Source organism: uncultured Roseobacter sp. (genome assembly GCF_947491795.1).
GTDB lineage: Bacteria > Pseudomonadota > Alphaproteobacteria > Rhodobacterales > Rhodobacteraceae > Roseobacter.
In genome coordinates this window covers 832,038-857,218 of the sequence record NZ_CANLKW010000003.1, presented here as the reverse complement: position 1 = coordinate 857,218, position 25,181 = coordinate 832,038, and the positions used below count along the sequence as shown (strand labels likewise).

At 62.3% G+C, this 25,181-nt stretch carries 23 protein-coding genes; 9 read left to right on the top strand and 14 right to left on the bottom strand.

The window, feature by feature from the left end; genetic code table 11:
* Positions 1 to 34: 34 nt before the first annotated feature.
* The 3 genes from Q1A34_RS15965 (at position 35) to Q1A34_RS15955 (ending at position 2,339) form a co-directional block, all read left to right on the top strand.
* A complete protein-coding gene (locus tag Q1A34_RS15965; RefSeq protein ID WP_300036327.1) occupies positions 35 to 796 on the top strand; it encodes an NAD kinase in 762 nt (253 codons plus the stop codon).
* Complete coding sequence (locus Q1A34_RS15960; RefSeq protein WP_300036732.1) at positions 796 to 2,004, top strand: Coenzyme F420 hydrogenase/dehydrogenase, beta subunit C-terminal domain; 1,209 nt, start codon at positions 796 to 798, stop codon at positions 2,002 to 2,004. Before Q1A34_RS15965 ends, Q1A34_RS15960 begins: the two co-directional genes overlap by 1 nt.
* A 125-nt stretch (positions 2,005 to 2,129) precedes the next feature.
* On the top strand, positions 2,130 to 2,339 hold the full coding sequence (locus tag Q1A34_RS15955; protein WP_300036324.1) for a CsbD family protein: 210 nt from the start codon (positions 2,130 to 2,132) through the stop codon (positions 2,337 to 2,339).
* 63 nt (positions 2,340 to 2,402) lie between these two features.
* On the opposite strand, the gene Q1A34_RS15950 is transcribed toward Q1A34_RS15955, so the two are convergent.
* From Q1A34_RS15950 to Q1A34_RS15915, 8 genes are all read right to left on the bottom strand, one after another.
* A complete protein-coding gene (locus Q1A34_RS15950) occupies positions 2,403 to 2,975 on the bottom strand; it encodes an SCO family protein (protein ID WP_300036322.1) in 573 nt (190 codons plus the stop codon).
* On the bottom strand, positions 2,975 to 3,535 hold the full coding sequence (locus Q1A34_RS15945) for a hypothetical protein (protein ID WP_300036319.1): 561 nt from the start codon (positions 3,533 to 3,535) through the stop codon (positions 2,975 to 2,977). The genes Q1A34_RS15950 and Q1A34_RS15945 overlap by 1 nt, the downstream gene beginning before the upstream one ends.
* Positions 3,532 to 3,990 (bottom strand): hypothetical protein, encoded by a 459-nt coding sequence (locus Q1A34_RS15940; protein ID WP_300036316.1) that lies wholly within the window; start codon positions 3,988 to 3,990, stop codon positions 3,532 to 3,534. Before Q1A34_RS15940 ends, Q1A34_RS15945 begins: the two co-directional genes overlap by 4 nt.
* A gap of 112 nt (positions 3,991 to 4,102) precedes the next feature.
* On the bottom strand, positions 4,103 to 5,332 hold the full coding sequence (locus Q1A34_RS15935; RefSeq protein WP_300036313.1) for an adenylate/guanylate cyclase domain-containing protein: 1,230 nt from the start codon (positions 5,330 to 5,332) through the stop codon (positions 4,103 to 4,105).
* Between the two features lie 144 nt (positions 5,333 to 5,476).
* Positions 5,477 to 6,256 carry a VPLPA-CTERM sorting domain-containing protein gene (locus Q1A34_RS15930; RefSeq protein WP_300036310.1) on the bottom strand — a complete coding sequence of 260 codons (780 nt, stop codon included), beginning with the start codon at positions 6,254 to 6,256 and terminating at the stop codon, positions 5,477 to 5,479.
* A 230-nt stretch (positions 6,257 to 6,486) separates the two neighbouring features.
* Positions 6,487 to 8,382, bottom strand: a complete 1,896-nt coding sequence (locus Q1A34_RS15925; protein ID WP_300036307.1) for a propionyl-CoA synthetase — start codon at positions 8,380 to 8,382, stop codon at positions 6,487 to 6,489.
* A gap of 144 nt (positions 8,383 to 8,526) precedes the next feature.
* On the bottom strand, positions 8,527 to 8,784 hold the full coding sequence (locus tag Q1A34_RS15920; RefSeq protein WP_300036304.1) for a hypothetical protein: 258 nt from the start codon (positions 8,782 to 8,784) through the stop codon (positions 8,527 to 8,529).
* Between the two features lie 141 nt (positions 8,785 to 8,925).
* Positions 8,926 to 11,199: an NADP-dependent malic enzyme gene (locus tag Q1A34_RS15915; protein ID WP_300036301.1), complete on the bottom strand. Its 2,274-nt coding sequence runs from the start codon at positions 11,197 to 11,199 to the stop codon at positions 8,926 to 8,928.
* 247 nt (positions 11,200 to 11,446) lie between these two features.
* Here Q1A34_RS15915 and Q1A34_RS15910 point away from each other — a divergent pair, with 247 nt between their 5' ends.
* The 6 genes from Q1A34_RS15910 (at position 11,447) to Q1A34_RS15885 (ending at position 17,086) form a co-directional block, all read left to right on the top strand.
* A complete protein-coding gene (locus Q1A34_RS15910; protein ID WP_300036297.1) occupies positions 11,447 to 12,544 on the top strand; it encodes a cupin domain-containing protein in 1,098 nt (365 codons plus the stop codon).
* A 71-nt stretch (positions 12,545 to 12,615) separates the two neighbouring features.
* On the top strand, positions 12,616 to 13,005 hold the full coding sequence (locus Q1A34_RS15905) for a cytidine deaminase (protein ID WP_300036294.1): 390 nt from the start codon (positions 12,616 to 12,618) through the stop codon (positions 13,003 to 13,005).
* Position 13,006: 1 nt separating this feature from the next.
* Positions 13,007 to 14,317, top strand: coding sequence for a thymidine phosphorylase (locus Q1A34_RS15900; protein WP_300036290.1), 1,311 nt, complete (start codon positions 13,007 to 13,009; stop codon positions 14,315 to 14,317).
* Positions 14,317 to 15,510 (top strand): phosphopentomutase, encoded by a 1,194-nt coding sequence (locus Q1A34_RS15895; protein WP_300036287.1) that lies wholly within the window; start codon positions 14,317 to 14,319, stop codon positions 15,508 to 15,510. The genes Q1A34_RS15900 and Q1A34_RS15895 overlap by 1 nt, the downstream gene beginning before the upstream one ends.
* Positions 15,511 to 15,581: 71 nt before the next feature.
* Positions 15,582 to 16,214, top strand: coding sequence for a uracil phosphoribosyltransferase (upp, locus tag Q1A34_RS15890; RefSeq protein ID WP_300036284.1), 633 nt, complete (start codon positions 15,582 to 15,584; stop codon positions 16,212 to 16,214).
* Between the two features lie 86 nt (positions 16,215 to 16,300).
* The gene (locus tag Q1A34_RS15885; RefSeq protein ID WP_300036281.1) at positions 16,301 to 17,086 is read left to right on the top strand and encodes a hypothetical protein; all 786 of its coding nucleotides are present in this window, start codon (positions 16,301 to 16,303) and stop codon (positions 17,084 to 17,086) included.
* Positions 17,087 to 17,092: 6 nt separating this feature from the next.
* Here Q1A34_RS15885 and Q1A34_RS15880 read toward each other — a convergent pair whose 3' ends face one another.
* The 6 genes from Q1A34_RS15880 to Q1A34_RS15855 all read right to left on the bottom strand — a co-directional run bounded on the left by Q1A34_RS15880 (position 17,093) and on the right by Q1A34_RS15855 (position 25,141).
* The gene (locus Q1A34_RS15880) at positions 17,093 to 18,106 is read right to left on the bottom strand and encodes a hypothetical protein (RefSeq protein WP_300036278.1); all 1,014 of its coding nucleotides are present in this window, start codon (positions 18,104 to 18,106) and stop codon (positions 17,093 to 17,095) included.
* 80 nt (positions 18,107 to 18,186) lie between these two features.
* Entirely contained in the window at positions 18,187 to 19,815 is a 1,629-nt protein-coding gene (locus Q1A34_RS15875) for an AMP-binding protein (RefSeq protein WP_300036275.1), read from the bottom strand.
* Positions 19,816 to 20,110: 295 nt separating this feature from the next.
* Positions 20,111 to 22,306, bottom strand: a complete 2,196-nt coding sequence (locus tag Q1A34_RS15870) for a 3-hydroxyacyl-CoA dehydrogenase NAD-binding domain-containing protein (RefSeq protein ID WP_300036272.1) — start codon at positions 22,304 to 22,306, stop codon at positions 20,111 to 20,113.
* Position 22,307: 1 nt separating this feature from the next.
* A complete protein-coding gene (locus tag Q1A34_RS15865; RefSeq protein WP_300036269.1) occupies positions 22,308 to 23,246 on the bottom strand; it encodes a hypothetical protein in 939 nt (312 codons plus the stop codon).
* 8 nt (positions 23,247 to 23,254) lie between these two features.
* Complete coding sequence (locus Q1A34_RS15860) at positions 23,255 to 24,466, bottom strand: acetyl-CoA C-acetyltransferase (RefSeq protein ID WP_300036266.1); 1,212 nt, start codon at positions 24,464 to 24,466, stop codon at positions 23,255 to 23,257.
* A 36-nt stretch (positions 24,467 to 24,502) separates the two neighbouring features.
* Positions 24,503 to 25,141, bottom strand: a complete 639-nt coding sequence (locus Q1A34_RS15855) for a glutathione S-transferase family protein (RefSeq protein WP_300036263.1) — start codon at positions 25,139 to 25,141, stop codon at positions 24,503 to 24,505.
* Between the last annotated feature and the right edge of the window lie 40 nt (positions 25,142 to 25,181).

The following is a 25,181-nucleotide window of genomic DNA, read 5'->3' as shown; positions in this document are numbered from 1 at the left end:
GTTTCAGGGAGAAAATCCTGATGGGCGAAAGACCATGCCAGACAAAATCGCCTTTACTGCCAGCCGCGCTGAAGTGGCCCAGACCGCCCGCGCGGCGCTTATCACGCGCTATGGCAACGTGGCCCCCGAGGATGCAGAAGTTATCGTGGCGCTGGGCGGCGACGGCTTTATGCTGCAGACGCTGCATGCCTCGCAGCAGCTGGATGCGCCGGTTTATGGCATGAACCGGGGCACCATCGGCTTTCTGATGAACACCTATTCCGAGACTGACCTGCGCGACCGGCTGGCCGCCGCCGAAGAGGCAGTGATCAACCCGCTGAGCATGCGGGCCACGCAGGCGGATGGCACGGTGGTCGAGGCCCTGGCGATCAATGAGGTCTCGTTGCTGCGCGCGGGCCCCCAGGCAGCCAAGCTGAAGATCACCATTGATGACCGGCTGCGCATGGCCGAACTGGTCTGTGACGGGGCGCTGGTCAGCACGCCCGCAGGTTCGACCGCCTATAACTATTCGGCCCATGGCCCTATTCTGCCCATCGGCTCGGAGGTGCTGGCGCTGACCGCCATGAGCGCCTTCCGGCCCCGGCGCTGGCGCGGCGCGCTGCTGCCCAAGGATGCCACGGTGCGCTTTGATGTGCTGGAACCGGAAAAGCGCCCTGTGATGGCCGAGGCCGATGCCAAATCGGTCACCGGTGTGGTCACGGTGGAAATCCGTTCCGAGCCTTCGGTGGCGCACCGGATCCTGTTTGACCCGGGCCACGGGCTGGAGGAACGCCTGATCAACGAGCAGTTCACGTGATTATCACGCCCGATCTGGCAGAGCCGGCACAGCGGGGCCTGTGCACCGATTGCGGCCTGTCGCGCATGAAAAACGCAAAAGACTGCGGGCGGGCCTGCCAGTTTATCGCACCCGATTATCCAGCCATGGAAGAGCAGGTGCACGGGCGGGCGCGTCGGGAGGGAGACGAGCGGTTTTTCGGGCCTTTTCACGCCATGCACCGCGCCCGCCTGACCCCGGCCACCGAGGGCGCACAATGGACAGGGATCACCACAGCGCTGGGCGCGCAACTGCTGACGGATGGGGCTGTGGAGGCGGTGCTGACCATGGTGCCCGACGCCCACGACCGCTGGCGGCCGGTGCCTGCCCTGATCACCGACCCCGAGGGCATGGCAGCAGCGCGGGGCATGCGCATGGGATATGCGCCGCTGCTGGCGCTGCTGGAGGAGGCACAGGCGCGCGGGTTTTCGCGGCTGGCCGTGATTGGCATTCCCTGTCAGATCTATGCGCTGCGCCGGCTGGAGAAACAGTTGGGGCTGGAGGCGCTTTATGTGATCGGCACGCCCTGTTCGGACAATACAACAACCGAGAACTTTCACAGCTTTCTGGCGCTGCTGGACGAGGATCCGGACAGCATCACCTATCTGGAGTTTCGCGCCGATTACCGGGTTGAGCTGCGCTATGCGGATGGGCGGGTGCGGTTCATTCCGTTTCTGTCGCTGCCCATCTCGGACCTGCCGCAGGATTTCTTTCCGCTGACCTGCCGGACCTGCGTGGATTATACCAATGCGCTGGCGGATATCACCGTGGGCTATATGGGTGGCGAGGGCGATCAGTGGCTGCTTGTGCGCAACGCGCGGGGGGCCGAGATACTGGCGGCGCTGGGGGACCGGATTGTCCTGAGCGCGCCGGGATCTGCGGGAAAACGCGCTGGTGCTGTCAAAGGGTTCATCGCCAATACGGCACGGGCCGCAGGCGGGTTGCCGCTGCGCCGGATGCCCGACTGGCTGCGCCCGGTGGTCAGCTGGCTGCAGCCGCGCACCGGACCGCGGGGGCTGGAATTTGCGCGTGCCCGGCTGGAGATGAAAGCGGCGGAAACGATCCTGCACCTGCGCCGGCAGATGCCCGCCCGGGTCAAGAACATGGTGCCGGGGCATGTGTGGGATATTGCCGCCCCTTATGATCTGACACCCGAACCGGGTGAGAGGCGCGACGATTCCGCCCCCTGACGGACGCCTCCGGTTTTTCTGCGATTTTTTTGGAACTCTTTGCTCTGCGGACACGTTGTTGTGGCAAGAGCATGTGATGCGCATGTGCCTGGCTCAACTGAGACACAACGACGAAGGAGAGACCAATGAACTGGGACATCATCAAAGGCAACTGGTCGCAGATGACCGGCGAGATTAAAAGCAAATGGGGCGAGCTGACAGAGGACGAGATTTCCGAAGCCAGCGGTGAGCGCGAGAAATTCGTGGGCCTTGTCCAGGAAAAATACGGGCTTGCCAAAGCCGACGCCGAACATCAGGTCGACGAATTTTTCCGTAGTGTGAAAAACGCGGCCTGACCAGGCGCGATGTAAAAGAGTAACGAGTATCAGCGGGCGGCCTTTAAAGGGTCGTCCGTTTTTTTATGAGCCCTCGGCGCTGAGATAGCCGCGCAGGATACGCGCGGTTTCTCCGACGCTCAGCACGGGCGGCAAAAGTGTGAGCATGTCGCCCTGTGCATCGAGCAGATGCACGAAACTGCCATGTGAATAGATCCAGCCATATTCAGGGTCCTGAAACAGCGGCTCCACCTCGACCGAAAAGGCATCACGGGCGGAAGCAAGCTGAGCGTCTGTGCCGGTCAGCCCGATGAAATCCGGATGGATTGCGGCCAGCGGTGCGCCCATGGTGTCGACCCTGTCCTGATCCGGGGCCACGGTGATCATCACCGGGGTGACCTGGATCCCTTCGGCGGCCAGGGTGTCTACCACACCGGCCATCACCGGCAGGGCCGCCGAACAGATGTTCTGGCAGTTGGCATAGCCGAAAAAGAGCAGCTGCGCGCGGCCATCGGGATCGGCCTCGGTCCTGGTCTGGCCGTACTGATCGGTCAGCTCATAGGGGCCGCCGATGTCAAAAGGCAGCGGCGTACCGGTGCCGCCGGTCGCCGCGCTGGCACCAAGCGCGCCCGTCAGTGCCAGCGCCGCCAGCCGCATCAGAAGTTCTCCTCGGCGTAAGCAGCGTCTGCCTCCGGGCCCAGGCCCAGATATCCCTCGCGCCCGATCACCTCTTTGACGCGCGGGTCACGACGGAACCAGGGTCCTTTGCCTTTGGCCTCCGGGTACTTTTTCGCCCACTTCTTTGTCCAGGTGTTGGCCTTGATCCAGTCGGCGTCGCCGGCCTTGATGCGCTGCACAAGGTAGACGTTGTTCACCGCCAGATCCTCATCCTCGATCATCAGCCCGTCGACCTCGACCGTCTGGCCGCAAAAGGGCAGCAGTTCCTCGGCAGCACCGGTAAAGGCGGGCTGGCTGTTCTTCATCGGCAGAACCAGCACATCATCGGCGCTGCGCACAAGACCGAGCTGGCGGGTTCCGGCACCACAGTCGGCGGGGCAGTCGCCGGTCAGCTCGCACAGAACATCCACGACGGTCGCCTCAAACCGGGCGGGGACCTCTGCATAGAGGTTCCAGGTTTTTGCTTCAGAGCCTTCGGAGAAATCCTGGGCTGTGACGGGGCTGGCCAGCAGGGCCAGCAAAAGGGCTGTTTTTCTCATTTGTTCGGATCCGGAAAGGAGAAGGGGGGAACGGTGCCATAGTCCTCGTGGGTCATGTTGGCGATATCCAGGTCACTGACGACTTCGCTGACCACCAGATAGTTCAGACCGTCGCGTTCATAGAGCATCCCATCGGCGGTGACGGTGTGTGCTGCCAGGCTGAGCTGGGTGTCGCCGCTGGCAGAGCCCGCGTCCTGTTCGATTTTGAGCACCATATAGACGGTGCCATCCTCGGCCAGAAGACCGACGGGAATGCCGCCCGCCGAGCACCAGAGTGCGCAGGTGTGATGCGCAGAGCCGACCACCGCGTCGGGGCCGCCCATCACGCCGGAGTAATAGCACCAGGTGTCGATGATCTCTCCCGTGACCTGAATGCGCGTTCCCTCGGATGCCGAAACGGGCAGGGCGAGGGGCGCCAGCAACAGGCCGAGGGCCGCTTTGAAAATTCTGTGCATGGAGGCTCCTTTCTGATGAACCCAGCCTGGCGGTGCCCCGGTCACCGGTCAACACAAATGGTGGCGCGGCGCGATCACGTTTTTCGGATGTGGGGTGCCGGGCCGCGCAGGGTCAGTCCAGCGTGAAGAGTTCCTGGCGCTCGGCCACGCCCCGCAGCCGGTACTGACCCAGAGAGACCAGATCGTTGCGACGGGTCAGCAGTGGCCGTGCCACAGTGGCGGAAATCACGATGTTCTGGTCCACATGGGCGCACATGCCCGAAAGCCGCGCGGCAGTGTTCACCGCCGGACCAATCACCGTGAAATCAAGCCGTGTGCGCCCACCGATATTGCCATAGAGCACTTCTCCGCTGTGCAGGGCGACGGTGAAGCCGGTTGCGGTCAGCCCCTTGTCGCTGCGCTGCTTGCTGATCAGGGCCAGCTCTTCGCGCAGAGCCACGGTGGCCTGTACGGCACTGGCACCCGCATCCTCATTTGTGGTCACGTCAAAGATCGCCAGCATGCCGTCGCCCATGAATTTGAGCACGTTCCCGCCGTGGTTCTGGACCACATCAACCGCCACGCCGAAATAGTCGTTGAGCATGGCGATGATGTCGGGGCCGGACAGGGTCTCTGACAGCCTCGTGAAGCCCGACAGGTCAAAGTAGCAGATCACCGCATCCAGGCGCCGCACAGAGCCGCGCAGAATGTCACCCGACAGCACCCGCGACCCCGCATCGCGCCCCAGGTAGATATCTGCGATATCACTGGCCATGCGCCGGTTGGCACCGGATTTCAGTGCCAGTTTGAGCACCGGCAACAGCTGCCGCAGGGCATCCGCCTGCACGTCGGAAAAGCCGTCCGGACCATCCGATGTCAGCGAGATCAGGCTGCCTTCGGGCGGGCTGTCCGGATCGACCGCCAGGCTGTCGCCGGGATCATAAAAGAACGTTTTCAGGGCCAGATATTCTGTACCGCCCTGTGCGCGCAGGTCGTCAAAGACCTCAAACTCCATATCGGCGGGGGTATCGCGCAGTGACACGCGCAGTTCAGAAATGTCATGGGCGAGGAGGTGATAGAGGGGGCTTGCCAGCCAGTTCCCGCGCAGCTCGTCGGTGTGTTCGTAACTTTCCGAGACTATCCCGTCCTGGCGGTGCCACCGGTGCGAAAGGCTGCCGTATTCGGGGTGGTGAGCGCGCAGCGTGACATGGGCGCGCATCAGCGGGATGCCAGCGGCATTCACGCCGGTGCCGAATGTTTCCAGAATGTCAGCGAAATGCGCGCCGGCAAGGCCCATCCGGACCAGTTGCGCAGCGAGCACGGTGGTATCTGCTGTGTCATCTCTGCCGGGGACAGTGTCCATCGCTTTACCCTCGGGGCCTGTCGCTGTGGTGCCCGGGCAAAGAATATGGGGTGTGTCGGGGATGTCAAAGGCCGGACCCGGTACTGAAAAGGGCGCCCCCTGTGAGCGCCCTTTCCCTGTTTTGTCGGCCCTGTGCGGGTGGTCTCAGGCCGTTTTGCGTTTTTTGCGCCCCATCGCGCCGAGACCGGCAACACCGGCGATCAGCATCCACGCGGCTGCGGGCAGCGGCGTGGGGATCAGGTCGGCGTTGATGTCGCCTTTGCCGCGTTCGCGGACAGACCATGCAGGCACGGACTGTGCTGCAAAGGCCGAAGCCTGCTGGTCAGGTGCGCTGATCAGCGTGTAGTCATACCACAGCGACAGACCCAGCGCGCCATCCAGCAGCAGCGCATTGGCGCTGGCACCGGCCTGTGTCTGGTGACCGCTGTTGTTGGTCAGCGCCCAGGCATAGCCCGCCAGATCGCCGGTACCTGTGATCGTGCCCATGTCCAGGTTGAAATAGTCCCAGGCGGTCGGGTCCAGATCACCGGCAGCAATCAGTTCTTTGGTGTTGTCGTCATCACAGCCCTGGTCGATCCTGCCCAGGAACTGGCAGTAGGCACCTTTGGGTCCGGGGCCGGAGCGGGTGAAGCTCAGTTCGAAATCAAAGGTCAGGCCTGAAGCGCCCGTGTTCTTTGCCGATCCGGTCATTGTGGCTTTTTCGCCCTCGACGACAAAGCGGCTCTGCCGGTCAGCGGACCAGTGGATGCTGACACCGCTGCCGGTCACGTGGTTGCTGTAGAAAGTGCGCGGGTTCGACGCGGCACCGATGTTGTAATCCGTCAGGTAGTAGACATCATCTACGAGGTTTACTGTCCCTGCGAAGGAGGCCACGGGCGCTGCAAACAGCAGAGCGGCGGCGGCAATAACACTTTTGTATACCATTTATTTCCCTTACTTCGTCCCATTTTTGACATTTTTATGTAAATGCAAAAGGACTGGTCGGGCGCGGGGAAACAAGAAGTTTACACAGCGGTAAACAAAAACGTGAACGGATTTCCACCGGGGCGCGAAAGGGGTGTAAACAATGACGCGGGCGATTGAGGATTGGCGCCGAAACCGCGCCAATCCCCGAAAGCCCGGGGTGGTCTGATCGCTCTGGGCAGGGCCTGTTTTCAGCTTTCCTGCGCGTAGCCGATGGTTTTGAGGGCGGCGCGGATTTCATCCAGAATGGCCGGATCATCAATGGTCGCGGGCATTTTGAAGTCCTGGTTATCGGCGATTTTGACCACCGTGGCGCGCAGGATCTTGCCCGAGCGGGTTTTGGGCAGCCGGTCCACCACCAGGGCGTTTTTGAACGCGGCCACCGGGCCGATCTTTTCACGCACCAGCTTCACGCATTCGGCTGTGATCTCGTCATGTGGGCGGTTCACGCCTGTGGTCAGGCACAGCAGTCCCAGAGGCGACTGGCCCTTGAGCGCATCCGACACGCCCACGACGGCGCATTCGGCGACATCCGGATGACCGGCCAGGACCTCTTCCATGGCACCGGTGGACAGGCGGTGCCCGGCCACGTTGATCACGTCGTCGGTGCGCGCCATGATGTAGAGATACCCGTCCTCGTCGATCATGCCCGCATCACCGGTCTCATAATAGCCGGGGAACGTCGTCAGATAGCTTTTGCGGAACCGTTCGGTGGCGTTCCAGAGCGTGGGCAGCGTGCCGGGCGGCAGGGGCAGTTTCACGGCGATGGCACCCAGTTCTCCGGGTTTCATCGGGTGTCCGGCCTCGTCAAGGATCTGCACGTCATAGCCGGGCATGGCCACGGTGGGTGAGCCGATCTTGACGGGCAGCGCCTCGAGCCCTGCGGGGTTGCCCGCGATGGTGTAGCCGGTTTCGGTCTGCCACCAGTGATCGTAAACCGGCACGTCCAGAATGTCGCCCGCCCATTCGATGGTGTCGGGGTCGGCCCGTTCCCCGGCCAGATAAAGCGCGCGCAGGCAGGACAGATCGTATTTCTGCCGCTCCAGCCCTTTGCGGTCTTCACGCTTGACGGCACGGATGGCCGTGGGGGCGGTGAAAAAGCTGCGCACGTTATGCTCAGAGATCACGCGCCAGAATGTGCCGGCATCCGGGGTGCCCACGGGCTTGCCCTCGAACACAACCGTGGTGTTGCCGTGAATGAGCGGGCCGTAGCAGATATAGCTGTGCCCCACGACCCAGCCCACATCTGACGCAGCCCAGAACACATCACCCGGATCGCACTGATAGATGTTTTTCATGGTCCAATGCAGGGCTACCAGATGGCCGCCGGTGGGGCGGACCACGCCCTTGGGCGCGCCGGTCGTGCCGGAGGTATAGAGGATATAGGCAGGGTGATTGCCCTCCACCGGGACACAGTCCGCAGGCGTGACACCCTGCCGGGCTGCGTGCCAGTCCAGATCGCGGCCGGGGATCAGCTCTGCGCGTTCCTGCTCACGCTGCAGAATGATGCAGACGTCGGGTTTGTGATCGGCCAGTTCAATTGCGCCATCGAGCAGGGGTTTGTATTTCACCACCCGCCCGGGCTCCAGCCCGCAGGAGGCAGCAAGAATGGCCTTGGGCGTGCAGTCATCGATGCGCACGGCCAGTTCATTGGCAGCAAACCCGCCAAAGACGACAGAATGGACGGCACCGATGCGCGCACAGGCCAGCATCGCCTCCAGCGCCTCGGGCACCATCGGCATATAGACGATGACACGGTCACCCTTGCCCACACCCTGAGCGACCAGCGCCCCGGCGAGAGAGGCGACCCGGCCTTGCAGTTCCGCAAAGGTTATGGTGGATTTCGCTCCGGTGATCGGGCTGTCGTAGATAATGGCGGCCTGCGTGCCGCGCCCGGCGGCCACGTGCCGGTCCACCGCGTTCCAGCAGCCGTTGACCATACCGTCGGCATACCACTCATAGAGACTGTCCCCGAGATCCGTCAGCGCCTTTTGCGGTTTGCGGTCCCAGTCGATGGCCTCTGCGGCCTGCATCCACCAGGTTTCAGGATCGTCCAGGCTCGCCCGATAGGTTTCACGGTAATTCACGGCAGTCCCTCCCCCGGTCGCATTGCTGGGGTATGGTTACGCCCTGGAACGGGTCGCGCGCAAGACCTGCGTCAGTTTCACGCGGCCCGCCGGGTCTGTGCGCTGTCGGGGGCGATTTCGCGGCCAGATGCCCGGCGCTGCGGATCAGCGCAGTGAGTATTCGCGCAACCCGGTGCGCACGGCAGACTGGCAGTCCCCGGGGCTGTCCGGGATGCACAGGTACCAGCGGTTCAGAACCTGTACATGCGATGTGGTATATGACCTGCCGCCCTGATCGATGGTCTGGGTGCGCAGCAGATAGTCGTCGCCCTCAAACCGGATGGTCGATGTTTCCTGGGACGTGACCGTGCCACAGGCCGCCAGCAGGAGCATCGTCAGGACGAGGGCATATCTGGAGCGCATTCGGTTTCCTCCGCCGGGACAGCAGTTTTGTACTACTGAAGGTAGCGGATGCGGGGGGTCTGGCAACCCCTCGCACATTGCTTTGGCCTGCCGGGCGCGAAAGATGCACAGTCAGGCAGCAGCTGTCCGCCTGAAACGGGATCAGCCGTAGACATCCACCGGCGTGCCGGCGATGGCCGAGACGTTCAGAAGGCCCCGCGCGGTGATCGAGGGGGACACGATATGCGCCTTGTTCCCCATGCCCATCAGAATGGGGCCGACTTCCAGCCCGCCGCCTTTCATCTTGAGGATATTGCGCACACCGGAGGCCGCATCTGCATGGGCAAAGACCAGCACATTTGCGGCGCCTTGCATGCGGTTTCCGGGCAGAATGCGGTCGCGCAGCTCGGGATCGAGGGCGGTGTCGATGTTCATCTCGCCCTCGTAGCAGAAGTCATAGTTGCCCTCGTCCAGCAGGCGGATCGCAGCGCGCAGGCGCCCGCCTGTGCCCTCGCCCTTGTTGCCGAACTGGGACTGCGAGCAGAAGGCGATGCGCGGTTCAATGCCAAAGCGGCGCACGTGGCGCGCGGCACCGATGGCAATCTCGGCAATCTGCTGCGGATCGGGGTGCAGGTGGACCTGGGTGTCGGTGACGAACAGGGGGCCGTCCTCCAGGATCATCATCGACAGCGCGCCGACCGGATGCAGGCCGTCCTGGCCCAGCACCTGATTGATGTAATTCAGGTGCCAGGTGAATTCGCCAAAGGTGCCGCAGATCAGGCTTTCGGCCTCGCCGCGATGCACCATAACCGAGGCGATTGCGGTGGTATTGGTGCGCATGATGGCGCGGGCCAGATCGGGCGTGATGCCGCGCCGCGCCATGAGGTGGTGATAGGTTTCCCAGTAGTCGCGGTAGCGCGGATCGTTTTCGGGGTTCACCAGATCCACGTGTTCACCCAGTTTTATGGTCAGGCCTGCCCGTTCCAGGCGGCTGTTGATCACGTCCGGGCGGCCGATAAGGATCGGGCGTTCCACTGTTTCCTCGAGCACGGCCTGGGCTGCGCGCAGCACGCGTTCGTCCTCGCCCTCGGCAAAGACAATGCGGCGGGTGGCACTGCGGGCGGCGGCAAAGACGGGGCGCATGAAGAGGGCCGATTTGAACACCGAGCCGTCGAGTTTCAGACGGTAGGCCTCCAGATCCTCGATGGGCCGGGTGGCGACACCAGTTTCCATTGCGGCCCGCGCCACCGCCGAGGACACAACCCCCACAAGGCGCGGGTCAAAGGGTTTTGGGATCAGATAGTCCGCACCAAAGGTAAGCTCTTCACCCTGGTAGGCAGCGGCAGCCTCGGCCGAAGTGGTCGCACGCGCCAGCTCGGCAATCCCGTCAATACAGGCCAGCTGCATCTCGTCGTTGATCGTGGTCGCACCGACATCCAGCGCACCGCGGAAAATAAAGGGAAAACACAGGACGTTGTTCACCTGATTGGGAAAATCAGACCGGCCCGTGGCGATAATGGCGTCTGGTGCCACTTCGCGCGCGAGATCGGGCAGGATTTCGGGTGTCGGGTTCGCCAGCGCAAAGATGATCGGCCTTTTGGCCATCTTTCTGACCATGTCCTGGCTCAGCACACCGGGGCCCGACAGCCCCAGAAAGAGGTCCGCGTCCGGGATCACATCACCCAGGGTGCGCAGGTCAGAGGCCTGGGCAAACTCCGATTTGATCGGGTTCATGTCCACCTCGCGGCCTTCGTAGACAAGACCGTTGATATCGCACAGCCAGACGTTTTCGCGTTTCACCCCCATTTTGAGCAGCATGTTCAGACAGGCAATGCCCGCCGCGCCCCCGCCGGTCGAGACGATTTTGATGTCTTCGAATTTCTTGCCCGCCACATGCAGCGCGTTCTTTACGGCGGCACCGACAACAATGGCGGTGCCGTGCTGGTCGTCGTGGAACACCGGGATATTCATGCGTTCGCGGCAGATCCGTTCAACGGTAAAACAATCCGGCGCCTTGATGTCCTCAAGGTTGATGGCTCCGAAGGTAGGCCCGAGCGCGCAGACGATATCGGCGAGTTTTTCGGGGTCGGTTTCATCGACCTCAATGTCAAAACAGTCGATGGCGGCGAATTTCTTGAACAGAACAGCTTTACCTTCCATCACCGGTTTGGAGGCCAGCGCCCCGATGTTTCCAAGGCCCAGCACTGCGGTGCCGTTGGAGACAACGGCGACAAGATTGCCGCGTGCGGTATAGCGGGCGGCAGCCGAAGGGTCTTCTTTGATCTCCAGGCAGGCCTCTGCCACGCCGGGTGAATAGGCGCGTGCCAGGTCCCGGCCATTGGCCAGCGGCTTGGTGGCGCGGATTTCCAGTTTCCCGGGTTTTGGAAATTCATGGTAGTCGAGGGCCGCCTGGCGCAGGTTGCTGGTGTCGCTCATGGAATGTCCTCTCCCGTATTTCCGGATATGGTTCAGCCTTAAACGACCCGGGCCGGAGCGCCAAGGCGTAGTTCGCCGGCAGAGGCCCGGGCGGCGCAATTGTGATCAGAGCGCGCGGGGCGGCCTGTGACCGGCTGAGGGGCGCTGCCCCTCAGACACCCCGGGATATTTCCGGCCAGAAGAAGGGGCACGCTCTTGTCAAACCCCGGGGTGCGGCGCAGTCTGCGCGCATAACTGCGAGGGTGATATGGCTGAGATCAGAGCCGAGGTGTTGCTGCCGACAGGTGATCTGCGGAAAGACATTCCGTTTTTTACCAAAGTGCTGGGGATGCGGATGGATATGATCTATCCGGCGGATGACCCGTCGGTAGCTGTGTTTTCAGGCCATGGTCTGCGGGTGCGGATCGACAGGGATGCGCAAAACCCACCCGGCGTTCTGCGTATACTGACGGAAGATCCGGACAGGTTTGCGGAAGGTGCGCGCGGGCTGACCGCCCCCAATGGCACCCGGGTCGAGATTGCGCCGCTGCACGAGCCCCTGGTGATGCCGGAGACGGTGCACAGTTTTGTGGTGCGCCGTCTGGCGGATCAGGCGCCCTGGATCATCGGGCGTGCTGGCATGCATTACCGTGATCTGATCCCCGACCGGCTGGGCGGGTCAATCATTGCGAGCCATATCCGTATTCCCGACGGCGGGCCGGTGTCGGATATGGTGCATTACCACACGGTCGGGTTTCAGCTGATCTTTTGTTACCGGGGCTGGGTTGATCTGGTTTATGAGGATCAGGGAGAGCCCTTTCGCCTGCAGGCGGGCAACTGTGTGATCCAGCCGCCGGAGATCCGGCACAGGGTGCTTTTTGCATCAGACAATATCGAGGTGATCGAGATCGGTGTGCCTGCGGAGCATGTCACTACAATCGATCATGAGATGGAGCTGCCCAACGGCCCGCCAGACCCGGCGCGTCTGTTTCAGGGTCAGCGGTTTGTGCACCACCGGGCAGAGGAGGCGGTCTGGGCACCGTTCCGCATTCCCGGTTTTCTCAGCCGCGACACCACGATTGCGGCGCATACCGGCAATGTGGCGGGTGTGCATGTGGTCCGGCCCGGGGAGGGAGAGGTGCCTGCCAGTGTGCACGATAGTGACATCCTTTTTACCTTTGTCATGGAGGGGCGGATGACCCTGAACGCAGATGGCAGGGCGCCGCACAGCCTTGAGGCAGGGGATGCCTTTGTCATCCCACCCGGTATGGCTGTTCGCTATGATGATCTGAGCCCGGATCTGGAACTGCTGGAAGTTTCCCTGCCGGGGGTTTTTGAAACAACGCCCGTTCAGACCGTAATTTAACACCGCGCCCTTGCAATGGCGCGCGTCGGGCGACAGGCTGGGGCCTGGAACTTGTGACAGGAGACATCGCCATGACCCTCAGAGAGGCGGCGACAGCCGTGCGCAACAACGCACATGCACCCTATTCGGGTTTCCGGGTCGGCGCGGCGGTACGCGGCGCTTCGGGGACCGTTTATGTTGGCTGCAATGTCGAGAATGTGGCCTATCCCGAAGGGACCTGTGCTGAAGCGGGTGCCATCGCCGCCATGGTCGCTGCGGGTGAGACGGAGCTGACAGAGGCCTATGTGATTGCCGGATCGCCGCAGCCGGTGACACCCTGCGGCGGGTGCCGTCAGAAACTGGCGGAGTTTGCAGGCGCGGGCGTTGTGGTGACCATGGCGACAACCGGCGGACAGGAGCAACAGACAACCGTGGGCGACCTGCTGCCCGGTGTTTTCAACAGCGCGCATATGGCGGGCTGAGATGAGCGACGCGCGTTCTCTGCTGGGCCGGTTACGGCATGGGGTGCCGCTGACGCCGGCAGATCTGCGATGGATGGCGCGGGGGCTGGCCGACGGATCGGTCAGCAACGCCCAGGCCGGGGCATTTGCCATGGGCATCTGCGCGCGTGGTCTGGACGAGGCAGGCCGCGTGGCACTGACCCTTGCCATGCGCGACAGCGGCCAGGTACTCGCCTGGGATCTCGACGGGCCTGTCCTGGATAAACATTCGACCGGCGGTGTCGGTGACTGTGTGTCGCTGCTGCTGGCACCGGCGCTGGCGGCCTGCGGGGCATATGTGCCGATGATTTCGGGGCGCGGCCTCGGGCACACCGGGGGCACCCTGGACAAGCTGGATGCGATCCCGGGTCTGATTACTCAGCCGGACGAGGCGCGGTTTCGTCAGACAGTTGCGGCGGCGGGCTGCGCGATCGTGGGTGCCAGCGCTGGTATCGCTCCTGCGGACAGGCGGCTTTATGCGGTGCGGGATGTAACCTCGACCGTGGACAGTCTCGATCTGATCTGTGCGTCCATTCTGTCCAAGAAACTCGCAGGCGGACTCGACGGGCTGGTGCTGGATGTGAAAACCGGCAGCGGTGCTTTCATGAAAGACACTGATGCAGCCCGTGATCTGGCGCGCGCGCTGGTCAGTACCGCCAATGCTGCCGGGTGCCCGACGACGGCTGTGATCAGCGACATGAACCAGCCGCTGGTCCCTGCGCTGGGCAATGCGCTTGAGGTGGCAGAGGTGCTACACGTTCTGACAGGTGAGGTGCGCGGCCCGCTGATCGAGATATCTGCCGCTCTGGGCGGTGTGTTGCTGTCCAACGCCGGGCTTGTATCTGACGTGCAGGCCGGGGCGGATGCCATTGATGCCGCTGTACGCGATGGCCGTGCGGCTGAACGGTTTGCAAAAATGGTGGCAGCGATGGGCGGGCCTGTTCAGTTCCTGGAAAACCGGGCCCGTTTTCTGCCCGAAGCGACTGTCATCCGCGAGGTCCGGGCAGCACAGGACGGGTTTGTCGGGACAATTGACGGCGAGGCGCTGGGGCTTGCGGTTGTGGCCCTGGGCGGCGGGCGGCGTGTCGAGACGGACCGCATTGATCCGTCGGTCGGGCTGACCGGTCTGCTGCGGCTTGGAGACCCGGTTGCGCGGGGTCAGCCGCTGGGTGTTGTACACGCTGCGCGCCCGGATGCCGCCGATGCCGCCGCAGCCGCGGTGCGCGCCGCAATGCGTATAGACGATACCGCGCCTGCGATGCTCCCGGCACTCATTCACGAAAGGATTGACTGATGGGCCGCGCTTTTCTGGTTGTGATGGATTCCGTCGGGATCGGGGGCGCGCCGGATGCGGACCAGTTTTTCAACGGCACGCGCCCGGACAGTGGCGCTAATACCCTGGGCCACATCGCCCGGGCCTGTGTTGCGGGCGAGGCAGAGGAGGGGCGCAGCGGGCCCTTGCAGATGCCGTGTCTGGACCGGCTGGGGCTGGGGCGGGCACTGGAACTGGCCAGCGGTTTAACCGCGCCGGGACTGGGCCAGGAGCCTGAAGGGCAGTGGGGCGCGGCCACCGAAGTCTCGCGCGGCAAGGACACGCCCTCGGGTCACTGGGAACTGGCCGGTTTGCCGGTGCCCTGGGCCTGGTACTATTTTCCGGATGAGACACCGGCGTTTCCCGCTGATCTGGTGGCGCGCGTCTGCGAGATTTCGGGCGCGTCCGGCATTCTGGGCAACTGTCATGCCTCTGGCACGACCATCATCGCAGAACACGGTGCGGAGCATATCCGGACCGGGCATCCCATCTGTTATACCTCCGCGGATTCCGTGTTTCAGATTGCTGCGCACGAAGAATACTTCGGGCTGGAGGCCCTGCTGGACCTCTGCGCGCGGCTGGCACCGTCCTTGCATGAAATGCGCGTGGGCCGGGTGATTGCACGTCCGTTCAGGGGCACGCCCGAGACGGGGTTTGAACGCACAGCCAACCGGCGCGACTATGCCATACGGCCCCCGGCACCGATCCTGACGAACTGGGTTCAGTCGGCAGGCAGAGCGGTTCATGCTATTGGAAAGATTGGTGATATTTTCACCATGGAAGGGATTGATGATGTCCGTAAAGGTCCCGATGCGGTTTTGATGCAGCATCTGGCGGATGCGGTCAAAACGGCGGAGGACGGCAGTCTGACCTTTGCGAATTTTGTGGAGTTTGACAGCCTGTACGGACACCGGCGGGACGTGTCAGGCTATGCGCGCGCGCTGGAGTGGTTCGACGGCGAAATTGCCCGGATCGTCGATTCCCTCAGACCCGGGGATATCATGGTGCTGACGGCAGACCATGGTAACGATCCGACATGGAGCGGTACAGACCACACCCGCGAGCGTGTGCCGGTTCTGGTTGCCGGTGCCGGGCAGGGCGCGCTGGGGCAGATGGGCTTTACGGATGTGGCCGGTCTGGTGGCCCGGCATCTGGGTGTTGCGGTTCCGGCCTGATCACCGCGCCTGTCTCTTGCGGGACTGCCCCGTTCAGGTCTAAAGGAAATGAAACCTGCAAGGAAGAAATCATGTCCGATCATCTGACCGTCGTTGACCATCCGCTGGTCCAGCACAAACTCACCATCATGCGGGACAGGGAAACGCCGACAGCTGTTTTCCGTCAGTTGCTGCGCGAGATCAGCCAGCTGCTGGCCTATGAGGTGACGCGCGGGCTGCCGATGACAACAAAACAGATCGAGACGCCCATGCAGGCGATGGATGCGCCGACGCTGGACGGAAAAAAGCTCGCGCTGATCTCTATTCTGCGCGCGGGCAACGGGCTGCTGGATGGTGTGCTGGAGCTGATCCCCTCGGCGCGTGTCGGGTTTGTGGGTCTCTACCGGGACGAGGAAACGCTGCAGCCGGTTCAGTATTATTTCAAGGTCCCCGAGGGGCTGGACGACCGCCTTGTGATCGCGGTGGACCCGATGCTGGCGACAGGCAATTCCTCGATCGCGGCCATTGATCTGCTGAAAAAAGCCGGTGCCACGAACATCCGCTTTCTGTGTCTGCTGGCCGCCCCTGAGGGAATCGCCCGTATGAAAGAGGCGCACCCCGATGTGCCGATTGTAACGGCAGCGGTGGATGAACGCCTGAATGATATCGGTTACATCGTTCCGGGCCTCGGGGATGCAGGTGACCGGATGTTCGGGACCAAATAACCACCCGCACCGCTGCGCTGTGGCGGCTCTCATCTTGCTAAGCCGCCCGTGTTCGGGCATCGTCTCCACATCTTGTGGGGGCAATGATGAAAATTACCAGAACTGTTGCGGTCTGTGGTGTGGCGCTCTGCCTTGCTTTCTCTGGAGCAGGGGTCAGCGCGCAACAGAGCGTGCAGCCGGGTGAACTGCCGCCTGTGTCGTTCACCGGAACTCAGTTTGTGGACAGCACCGGATGCGTTTTTACGCGGATCGGAATTGATGATGCTGTTCGCTGGGCACCGCGCGTTGACCGCAACCGCCAGCATATCTGTGGCCGTGCGCCAACCTTTGCGACGGCGGCAACAGCTGCCCCTGTCACAGAAAATGTCATCATCCCGCGCGGCACCGAAGTGGTGATCGAGGTTCCGCAACTGCCCCCGGCCAGCACACAGGCTGCCGCCGCCCCGGCCCCACAGGTGCAGGAGGCTCCCGCTCAGGCCGAACCGTTGTCTGTTGCCGCCGTTGCTGCCGCACCCGTGACAGCCCCGGCTCAGGTCACCCGGCCCACGCCCCGGCCGGTCCGCGCAATGGTGCCGGTGTCGGCAAAGAAACCTGTGACACGCAGCGCACCTTCGGCGCCGGTGGGGGTCGTGGTCACGCCAGAGACCGCATCAGAGCTGGGTGTTGGCGACAGGGACAGAGTCCTGCCGCGCCATGTCTGGGCAGAGCGCCGCGATTACCGGCCGGTGAAAGTGCCCAAAGGATACCGCAAAGCCTGGACGGATGGCCGCATGAACCCGCGCCGCGCCGAACAGACGCTGGAGGGACACCGCAAAATGCAGCAGACCTGGTCGCTCACAGCGCCGATGCGTGAACGCGACAGCGACAGGTGATCGCCCTCAGCCGCCGCAGATCCCCTGGAGACGCAGCCAGTCAGCATCGCTGAGCAGGGCGACCGTCTGCCTGCCCGACATCGGGTCTCCCTCGACCAGAGGCAGGACGGATTCGCCTGTAATATCTATGGCATAGGCATAGGGGGTGCTGCGGACAGAGGCCGCGTCAAAGGCTTCGACCAGGCCGTCCATCGGTGGGGTGCCGCGCTCCTGTGTCAGCAGCTGTTCGGCGTATCCGTCCAGGATTTCGCCTTCAAGCCGCCCGGTGGTCAGCAGTCGGAAACTCGACCATGTCCCGGTGGCTTCCAGCAGATCGCGCAGCGGGTCGGAGCGGCGCGCCATCGTATGCTCGGCCAGCGCAAAGCCTGCGGCGACATCCGGCTCCTCGTAGTCCTCGACGAGGGCGCGGTCCATCAGGATCCTGCCGCCAGGCAGATGCAGGCTGGTGCCGATGATGCCCGGCATCAGGCTGATCGGTCCGGTGCCCAGCCGCGCGCGCAGTTTGCTCAGCGCACGTATGCCTGCCGGATCCGAACAGGCCGGACCGGTCATGCGTTCAATGCGGGTCATCAGCGCGGCACCGATTTCCGCGCGTTTCACCCCGGGCACGACGCTGACAGTGTGATTGACCAGCGCGCCGGGCAGCCAGAAGACAGCGAGCGCCGCGACCAGCGCCAGAGATACCGCCATTCCGACCCAGCGCAGCCGGCCCGGCCTGGGCCGCCCGCGTTCCACCGCGCGGCGCAACTGTTCAATCGCGTCGATCATCTGGGCTTCTGACGGGTCCAGTTCAAGCGTCTCACCCGGATCGCCATCAGGGTGAAAGACCGCCGGGCGCTTGCCGGGATTGGCGCGCCGGATTGCAGCCAGCGACCAGTGCGTGACGGGCCGGTCCTGCATATCGGCAATGGTCAGCGTTGCCTCGCCAATCGAGACCACCACCTCACGGCGCTGGTCCTGTAGCGACGCGCGCCACAGACCGCTTGCTTCGATCCTTGCGTATTTCGTCAGAGCCGTCATTGCGGATATGTCTGCCCGTTCCCACTCGCAGGCAGTCTAGCACCCGCGCGGCCTGTGCGAAACGGCAATGCCGCGCCGCGTCAGAGAGTTTTGGCCAGTTTGCGCAGTTCGAACTTTTGTATTTTGCCGGTCGAGGTTTTTGGCAGTTCCTGAAAGACGATTTGCTTTGGCGCTTTGAACCCGGCAAGCGTCTGTCTGGAAAAGGCAATAAGTGCCGCGGCATCGCCGGCAACCCCGGGTTTCAGCTCGACAAAGGCGCAGGGCACCTCGCCCCATTTCTCGTCGGGTTTTGCCACCACAGCCGCCAGCAGAACGTCGTCGTGTTCCATCAGCACGCCCTCGACCTCGACCGAAGAGATATTCTCCCCGCCCGAGATGATGATGTCCTTGGCGCGGTCAGCAATCTGCATGTAGCCGTCATCGTGCTGGACGGCCAGATCGCCGGAATGAAAGTATCCACCGGCAAAGCTCTCGCGCGTTGCTTCGGGGTTCTTGTAGTACCCCTTCATCACTGAATTGCCGCGGATCATAATCTCGCCCTGTGTTGCACCGTCCCGGGTGACCTGCTGCATCTCCCCGTCCAGAACGGTGATGTCCTCCATCATCGGAAAGGCCACGCCCTGGCGCGCCTTGACCGCAGCGCGCGCGGGTTTGTCCAGCGCGTCCCAGTCCTCGCCGCGCCACAGGCATTCGGTGACATGGCCATAGGTTTCCGTCAGGCCATAGACCTGGGTCACATTGAACCCCAGTGCCTCGATCTTGGACAGGGTGGCCGGCGCCGGTGGCGCGCCTGCGGTAAAGACCTCGACAACGTGATCAAAGCTGCGCCTGTCGGCTTCTGTGGCATTCACGATCATGTTCAGCACAATTGGTGCGCCGCCGAAATGCGTGACGCCTTCGTCCGCGATGGCGTCATAGATTGCCCCTGCGGTGATATCACGGCAGCACACGATTGTTCCGCCCAGCATGGGCATCATCCATGTGTGGTTCCAGCCGTTACAGTGAAAGAGCGGCACAATGGTCAGGTAGACGGGCCGCAGGACCATCTGCCAGCTGACCACCGTACCCATCGTCATCAGATAGGCCCCGCGGTGGTGACAGACCACGCCCTTGGGCCTGCCTGTGGTGCCGGACGTATAGTTCAGCGACAGGCTTTCCCATTCGTCCCGGGGCATGATCCAGTCAAACCCTGCATCCCCCGAGGCCAGGAACTCTTCGTATTCGGGGTGCCGCCCGGTGGCCGGGTAACCGGCGGCCGGATCGGCCACCTCGATGAGCAGAGGCGGTGTTCCATCCATCCGGGCCAGCGCCGCCTCGGCCAGGTCCAGAAACTGCGTATCGACAAGCACAACCCTGGCCTCGCCATGGTCAAAGATATAGCTGACCGTATCCACATCGAGCCGCGTGTTGATCGTGTTCAGCACCGCGCCACAGGCGGGCACACCAAAATGTGCCTCGGCCTGCGCGGGCAGGTTGGGGATCAGGGTGGCGACGACATCGCCCGGGGCCACACCGCGCGCTGCCAGTGCCGAGGCAAGGCGGCTGCAGCGGGCATAGTATTCCGCATAGCTCACCCGGTGCGCGCCGTAGATCACAGCCGTGCGACCGGCAAAGACCCGGGCCGCGCGTCTGAGATGGGACAGCGGCGTCAGCGCCACATGATTTGCCGCGCATTTTTCCAGCCCGGTCTCATCGCTCATCCAGCCCATCGTCTCTCTCCCCAGCCGATATGATCACAGCATTTTCCCGCCGCGTCGCACAGGATATTGCTTTTGCGCGGATTGAAAAGACTGTGTCTGCGTTTTCGCCGCAGACCGCGACTGATTTCGCGGCAATTGGAGCACAGTGAGAAATACCTGAGACATCGCTGATCTCTTAACGCATTGAAATCCCTGATTTCAGTCAGCGTTGAGTGATTCAGGTTTTCGCACTGTGCTTCAGGCAGCAGAGCATGAAAAAAGGGGCCGCAAAGCCCCTTTCTTCGGATCATATGTCAGATGCCTGTCAGGCGGCCGCGGCATTCGCTCCGAAACGTCCGTAAAAGCTCTGGTTTTTCGCCGCCATCTCGCGCAGCAGATCCGGGCAGGCAAAGCGCGCGCCAAAGGCAGCGGTCAGCGCGTCGCAACGCTCTGCCGCATAGGCCGAACCCAGCATGTCAAACCAGCTCAGCGGCCCGCCGGACCAGGGCGCAAAACCCCAGCCCAGGATCGCGCCCACGTCCCCTTCACGAATGTCCATCAGAACTCCCTCTTCCAGCGCGCGCACGGCCTCCAGCGTCTGGGCAAAGAGCAGACGATGCTGCACATCAACCAGATCGGGCTGCTCGTCGGATGTCGGGTACTTCTCTGTCAGGCCTTCCCAGAGCCCCTGGCGCTTGCCTTTTTCGTCATAGGCATAAAAGCCTGCGTTGCTCTTGCGGCCCAGACGGCCCTCTTCTTCGAGCCAGAAGATTACCTCATCGGCAAAGTCGTCATAGGCCTCGCCCATCCCGGCTTTGGTCGCACGCGCGATCTTGGCACCCAGATCGATAGAAGTTTCGTCGGTCAGCTGCAGCGGACCCAGCGGCATGCCCACCAGTTTCGCCGCATTCTCAATAAGCGCAGGCGCCACGCCTTCTTTCAGCATCCGCACCCCTTCGTTCACGTATGGCAGGATGCAGCGGTTGGCATAGAAGAACCGCGCGTCATTGACGACGATCGGCGTCTTGCGGATCTGGCGCACATAGTCGAGCGCTTTGGCCACCGCGCGGTCGCCCGTGCCCTTGCCCTTGATTATCTCCACCAGCAGCATCTTCTCGACAGGCGAGAAGAAGTGGATGCCAATGAACTGCTCAGGACGGCCCGAGGCTTTGGCCAGATCGGTGATCGGCAGGGTCGAGGTGTTGGAGGCAAAGATGCAGTCCTCCGGGATCACCGCCTCGACCTTTTGCGTCATCTCGGCTTTGACTTTCGGGTCCTCAAAAACCGCCTCGATGATCAGATCGCAGTCTTTGAGCGCATCGAGGTCAGTTGTGGCCGTGATGCGCGACAGCAGCTGTTCTTTCTTTTCCGGCGTGGTCTTTTTGCGCGCGATGCCTTTGTCGGCAAATTTGGCCGTATAGTCGCGGCCCCGGTCGGCGGCTTCCTGCGTCTGGTCGATCAGCACGACCTCAATGCCCGCCTGAGCAGAGACCAGGCTAATGCCGGCCCCCATCATGCCAGCCCCCAGAACGCCAAGTTTTTTCACGCGCTGGTCGGCCACGTCTGCCGGGCGCACAGCACCCTTTTCCAACGCCTCTTTGTTGATAAAGAGCGAGCGGATCATCGCCTCGGAGGATGGATTCATCAGCACAGAGGTAAACCAGCGCGCCTCGATCTTCAGGGCTGTGTCAAAGGGCACAAGCGCGCCTTCATAGACAGCCGACAGCAGTGCTTTTGCAGCGGGATAAACGCCCTGGGTTTTGCCATTGACCATCGCAGAGGCCCCGACAAAGGTCATGAAACCCGCCGGGTGATAGGGCGCGCCGCCGGGCATTTTGTAGCCTTTGGCATCCCAGGGTTTGACCAGATCGGCATCTTTCGCCGACAAAACCCAGGCGCGTGCGTCGGCCATCGGGTCGTCAGATACCTCGTCAATGAGGCCCGCAGCCCTGGCTTTTGCAGGGTCCACCAGTTTACCTTCCAGCAGGAAGGGCGAGGCCGCCATGGCACCCATTTTGCGGGTCAGGCGCGTTGTGCCACCCGCACCGGGAAAGATGCCGACCATAATCTCGGGCAGGCCGATTTTGGCCTTTGGGTTGCTGGCCGCAAAAATGCGGTGGGTCGAGAGCGGGATTTCCAGACCAATGCCCAGGGCTGTGCCGGGCAGCACGGTTGCCACCGGCTTGCCGCCCTTCTGAGTTTTCGGGTCCATGCCGGCCAGTTCGATTTTACGCATGATGCGATGGGCGTTCATGATGCCGTCAAAGAGACCTTTGGCAGGGTTGTCACCGGCCATCTCTTTCATTTTTGCAATGACATTCAGGTCCATGCCACCTGCAAAGCTGTCCTTGCCCGACGTGATGATAATGCCCTTGACGGCCTCGTCGGCCAGAGCGTCATCCACCAGCCCTTCGAGCACGTCCCAGGCATCGAGGGTCATCACGTTCATCGATTTATGCTCGACGTCCCATGTGATGGTTGCGATGCCATCGGCATCTGTTTTCATTGTAAAGTCAGTCATTTCACGTCTTCCCTTTTCCCGGGCGTTGTCTGTTCATTTCGATGATGTTGTCAGTCGCGCTGTCATTCTGAATATCTGAGGCGCGGCCGCTCCAGTTCAGATGTCCCATCGCGTGCATGATTTTGGTGATGTACCAGGCCCCGTCGTGGCGACGGAAGGTCATTGCACCTGTCCAGGGGGGCACGACATAACGCGCACCGCTGATCACATGCGCGCGGTAGGTCGCGAGCATCAGGTCCTGGTCCAGCATTTCTGCGGTGCGGATCACCCGGGTTATGTCCGTCACATTATGGATGCTGAACTCCTTGCGGTAGATCGCAAAATCCTCGCGGAGGTGTTTGGCATCTTCTATGATGGTCTGCCCCTGACGCGTCTCGACGACCAGCGGCAGCAGATACGAGTTCTGCCACTCCTCAAAAGCGCCATGCAGCAGTGTGCTGTCCGCCTTGTCCAGCATGGTCTGGACGACGCGCCGCAGCCGCAGCTCTTCCGAGGTGTCCTCGCGCTGAAACTGTGTGAAGTCGCTGTGCGGCAAAAGCTGTCTGTCCTCAGCGCTGATCGTGCTGATATCCTTGGTGATCTGCCAGTGCCCCGCAGGATGCAGATGCAGAACCCATTTAACGGTGTATTCCGGCAGGGCGGTCCCATCCGCCTGATACATCACCGTGTCATGGTAGCCTGTGATCGTGTCCGGCTCTGACAGATAGGCAAACTGACAGACCTGGGCCATGCGCACGACATTTTTGCGCCGCAGGGCACCGACGAAATCGGCAAACCCCACAGCAACATCACGCTCGTTTTCGTGTACCAGAGTGCCTTCGGCGGTCGTCATCTTAAACGGCACACCAAAGACTGTCGACCAGGACCGGTAATCGTTGTCGAAAACCGCCTGTGCGAGCCTGTCCAGCACGGATTGATATATGGCCTTGGCGTTGTGCATGCCCCGCGTCAGACCCTTTCGATGATCGTGGCGGCACCCATACCGGATGCAATACAGAGCGTGGCAAGCCCGACTTCTTTATCCGCGCGTTCCAGCTCATCAAGCAGTGTGCCGATGATCATGGCACCGGTCGCCCCCAGTGGGTGGCCCATCGCGATCGAACCACCGTTGACGTTGACCTTAGAGTGATCCACGTCAAACGCCTGCATGAACCGCAGCACCACCGACGCAAAGGCCTCGTTGACCTCGAAAAGATCGATGTCTTTGATGTCCATGCCATTGTCGGAAAGGATTTTCTCGGTCACGGGCACGGGGCCGGTCAGCATGATCGTGGGGTCGGTGCCGATCTTGGCGGTCGCACGGATGCGCGCACGCGGCTTCAGCCCGTGTTTTTCGCCAAACTCTTTGGAGCCGATCAGCAGGGCCGCTGCCCCGTCCACGATACCGCTGGAGTTGCCTGCGTGGTGGATGTGGTTGATCTTTTCCAGGTGCGGATATTTCATCAGCGCGACCTTATCAAAGCCGGGCATGACCTCGCCCATCGCCTGGAAGGCCGGGTTCAGACCGCCAAGGCTCTGCATATCCGTCTGGGGACGCATGTATTCATCGTGATCCAGAATGGGCAGACCGTTCTGATCGCGGATTTCGATCACGGATTTTGCAAAACGGCCATCATCCCAGGCCGCTTTGGCGCGGCGCTGGGATTCAACGGCCAGCTGGTCAGCATCATCCCGCGTGAACCCGTATTCCGTTGCGATGATGTCGGCGCTGATGCCCTGGGGTACAAAGTATTTCTCCATCGCGAGCGTGGGATCGACAGCGATTGCCGCCCCGTCCGACCCCATCGCAACACGGCCCATCATCTCGACACCGCCGGCGATATAGCCGTCACCGGCGCCGCCCCTCACCTGGTTGGCCGCGAGGTTCACAGCTTCCATGCCCGAGGCACAGAAGCGGTTGATCGCCAGCCCCGGAATGCGTTCGTCCAGATCAGAGGCCAGCACGGCCGAGCGCGCCAGGCATCCGCCCTGTTCCATCACCTGAGTGACATTGCCCCAGATCACATCCTCAACGGCGTGACCTTCCAGGTTGTTGCGTTCTTTCACGGCGTTTAGGGTCTGGGCCGAAAGGCGCAGCGCGGTCACTTCATGCAGGCTGCCATCTTTGCGGCCCTTGCCACGCGGGGTGCGCAGCGCGTCATAGATATAGGCTTCGGTCATTTTCTTCTCCTAAAGGCGCCTGGTGCGCCTGTCTTGTCAGGTCCGGTCCGCAGGGGAGCCGGGCATCAGGTCGTAGGGATGTTTCCATCCCGGCGTTTCAGAAATGCGGGTGAGCCAGGCGTCGATGTTGGGCCAGTCGGCCCGGTCAAAGCCAAAGGGCTCGGGGTAAAAAAGATAACCACAGCAACTGATATCGGCGTTGGTCAGCCCATCGCCCACGATCCAGTCGCGACCCTCAAGGTAATCGTTCAGCACTGCATACGCGGCTTTGAGCCGCCCGAGCTGGAACCCGATTACCTCCTGCGGGCGTTTGTCTTCGGGCAGGAAATTCATCAGAAACCGGGTCATCCCGGCGGCAGAGCTGAGCTTGTGGTTGTCCCAGAATACCCAGCGCAGGATCTCTCGCCGTTCGTGCGCATCTTTTCCGCCGAATTTACCTGATTTCTCGGAGACATAGTCCTGAATAACGCCCGACTGGCTGAGCCGGATACTGCCATCCACCAGAACCGGCGCCTCGCCCATCGCATTCACATCAGCGCGGTATTCCGGGCTGCGGGTCTCGCCACCGAAAAAATCGACTTTGACGGCTTCCCAGTCCAGGCCGGAAAGCTCCAGCGACAGTGCCGCCTTGTACGCGTTACCGCTTTCCCCGAAGCAATAGAGTTGGATGGTCATAAAATGGCGTCCTTCTGAGCGGGCTGTCAGGCCGGTATCT

Bases quoted from the DNA above. Each gene is read 5' to 3' on its own strand.
- Q1A34_RS15910 (WP_300036297.1), top strand. From the start codon at position 11,447: ATGGCTGAGATCAGAGCCGAGGTGTTGCTGCCGACAGGTGATCTGCGG.
- Q1A34_RS15950 (WP_300036322.1), bottom strand. From the start codon at position 2,975: ATGCGGCTGGCGGCGCTGGCACTGACGGGCGCGCTTGGTGCCAGCGCG.
- Q1A34_RS15915 (WP_300036301.1), bottom strand. From the start codon at position 11,199: ATGAGCGACACCAGCAACCTGCGCCAGGCGGCCCTCGACTACCATGAA.
- Q1A34_RS15930 (WP_300036310.1), bottom strand. From the start codon at position 6,256: ATGGTATACAAAAGTGTTATTGCCGCCGCCGCTCTGCTGTTTGCAGCG.
- Q1A34_RS15900 (WP_300036290.1), top strand. From the start codon at position 13,007: ATGAGCGACGCGCGTTCTCTGCTGGGCCGGTTACGGCATGGGGTGCCG.
- Q1A34_RS15865 (WP_300036269.1), bottom strand. From the start codon at position 23,246: ATGCACAACGCCAAGGCCATATATCAATCCGTGCTGGACAGGCTCGCA.
- Q1A34_RS15880 (WP_300036278.1), bottom strand. From the start codon at position 18,106: ATGACGGCTCTGACGAAATACGCAAGGATCGAAGCAAGCGGTCTGTGG.
- Q1A34_RS15940 (WP_300036316.1), bottom strand. From the start codon at position 3,990: ATGCACAGAATTTTCAAAGCGGCCCTCGGCCTGTTGCTGGCGCCCCTC.
- Q1A34_RS15955 (WP_300036324.1), top strand. From the start codon at position 2,130: ATGAACTGGGACATCATCAAAGGCAACTGGTCGCAGATGACCGGCGAG.
- upp (WP_300036284.1), top strand. From the start codon at position 15,582: ATGTCCGATCATCTGACCGTCGTTGACCATCCGCTGGTCCAGCACAAA.
- Q1A34_RS15965 (WP_300036327.1), top strand. From the start codon at position 35: ATGCCAGACAAAATCGCCTTTACTGCCAGCCGCGCTGAAGTGGCCCAG.
- Q1A34_RS15905 (WP_300036294.1), top strand. From the start codon at position 12,616: ATGACCCTCAGAGAGGCGGCGACAGCCGTGCGCAACAACGCACATGCA.
- Q1A34_RS15855 (WP_300036263.1), bottom strand. From the start codon at position 25,141: ATGACCATCCAACTCTATTGCTTCGGGGAAAGCGGTAACGCGTACAAG.
- Q1A34_RS15870 (WP_300036272.1), bottom strand. From the start codon at position 22,306: ATGACTGACTTTACAATGAAAACAGATGCCGATGGCATCGCAACCATC.
- Q1A34_RS15895 (WP_300036287.1), top strand. From the start codon at position 14,317: ATGGGCCGCGCTTTTCTGGTTGTGATGGATTCCGTCGGGATCGGGGGC.
- Q1A34_RS15920 (WP_300036304.1), bottom strand. From the start codon at position 8,784: ATGCGCTCCAGATATGCCCTCGTCCTGACGATGCTCCTGCTGGCGGCC.
- Q1A34_RS15875 (WP_300036275.1), bottom strand. From the start codon at position 19,815: ATGGGCTGGATGAGCGATGAGACCGGGCTGGAAAAATGCGCGGCAAAT.
- Q1A34_RS15935 (WP_300036313.1), bottom strand. From the start codon at position 5,332: ATGGACACTGTCCCCGGCAGAGATGACACAGCAGATACCACCGTGCTC.
- Q1A34_RS15945 (WP_300036319.1), bottom strand. From the start codon at position 3,535: ATGAGAAAAACAGCCCTTTTGCTGGCCCTGCTGGCCAGCCCCGTCACA.
- Q1A34_RS15860 (WP_300036266.1), bottom strand. From the start codon at position 24,466: ATGACCGAAGCCTATATCTATGACGCGCTGCGCACCCCGCGTGGCAAG.
- Q1A34_RS15885 (WP_300036281.1), top strand. From the start codon at position 16,301: ATGAAAATTACCAGAACTGTTGCGGTCTGTGGTGTGGCGCTCTGCCTT.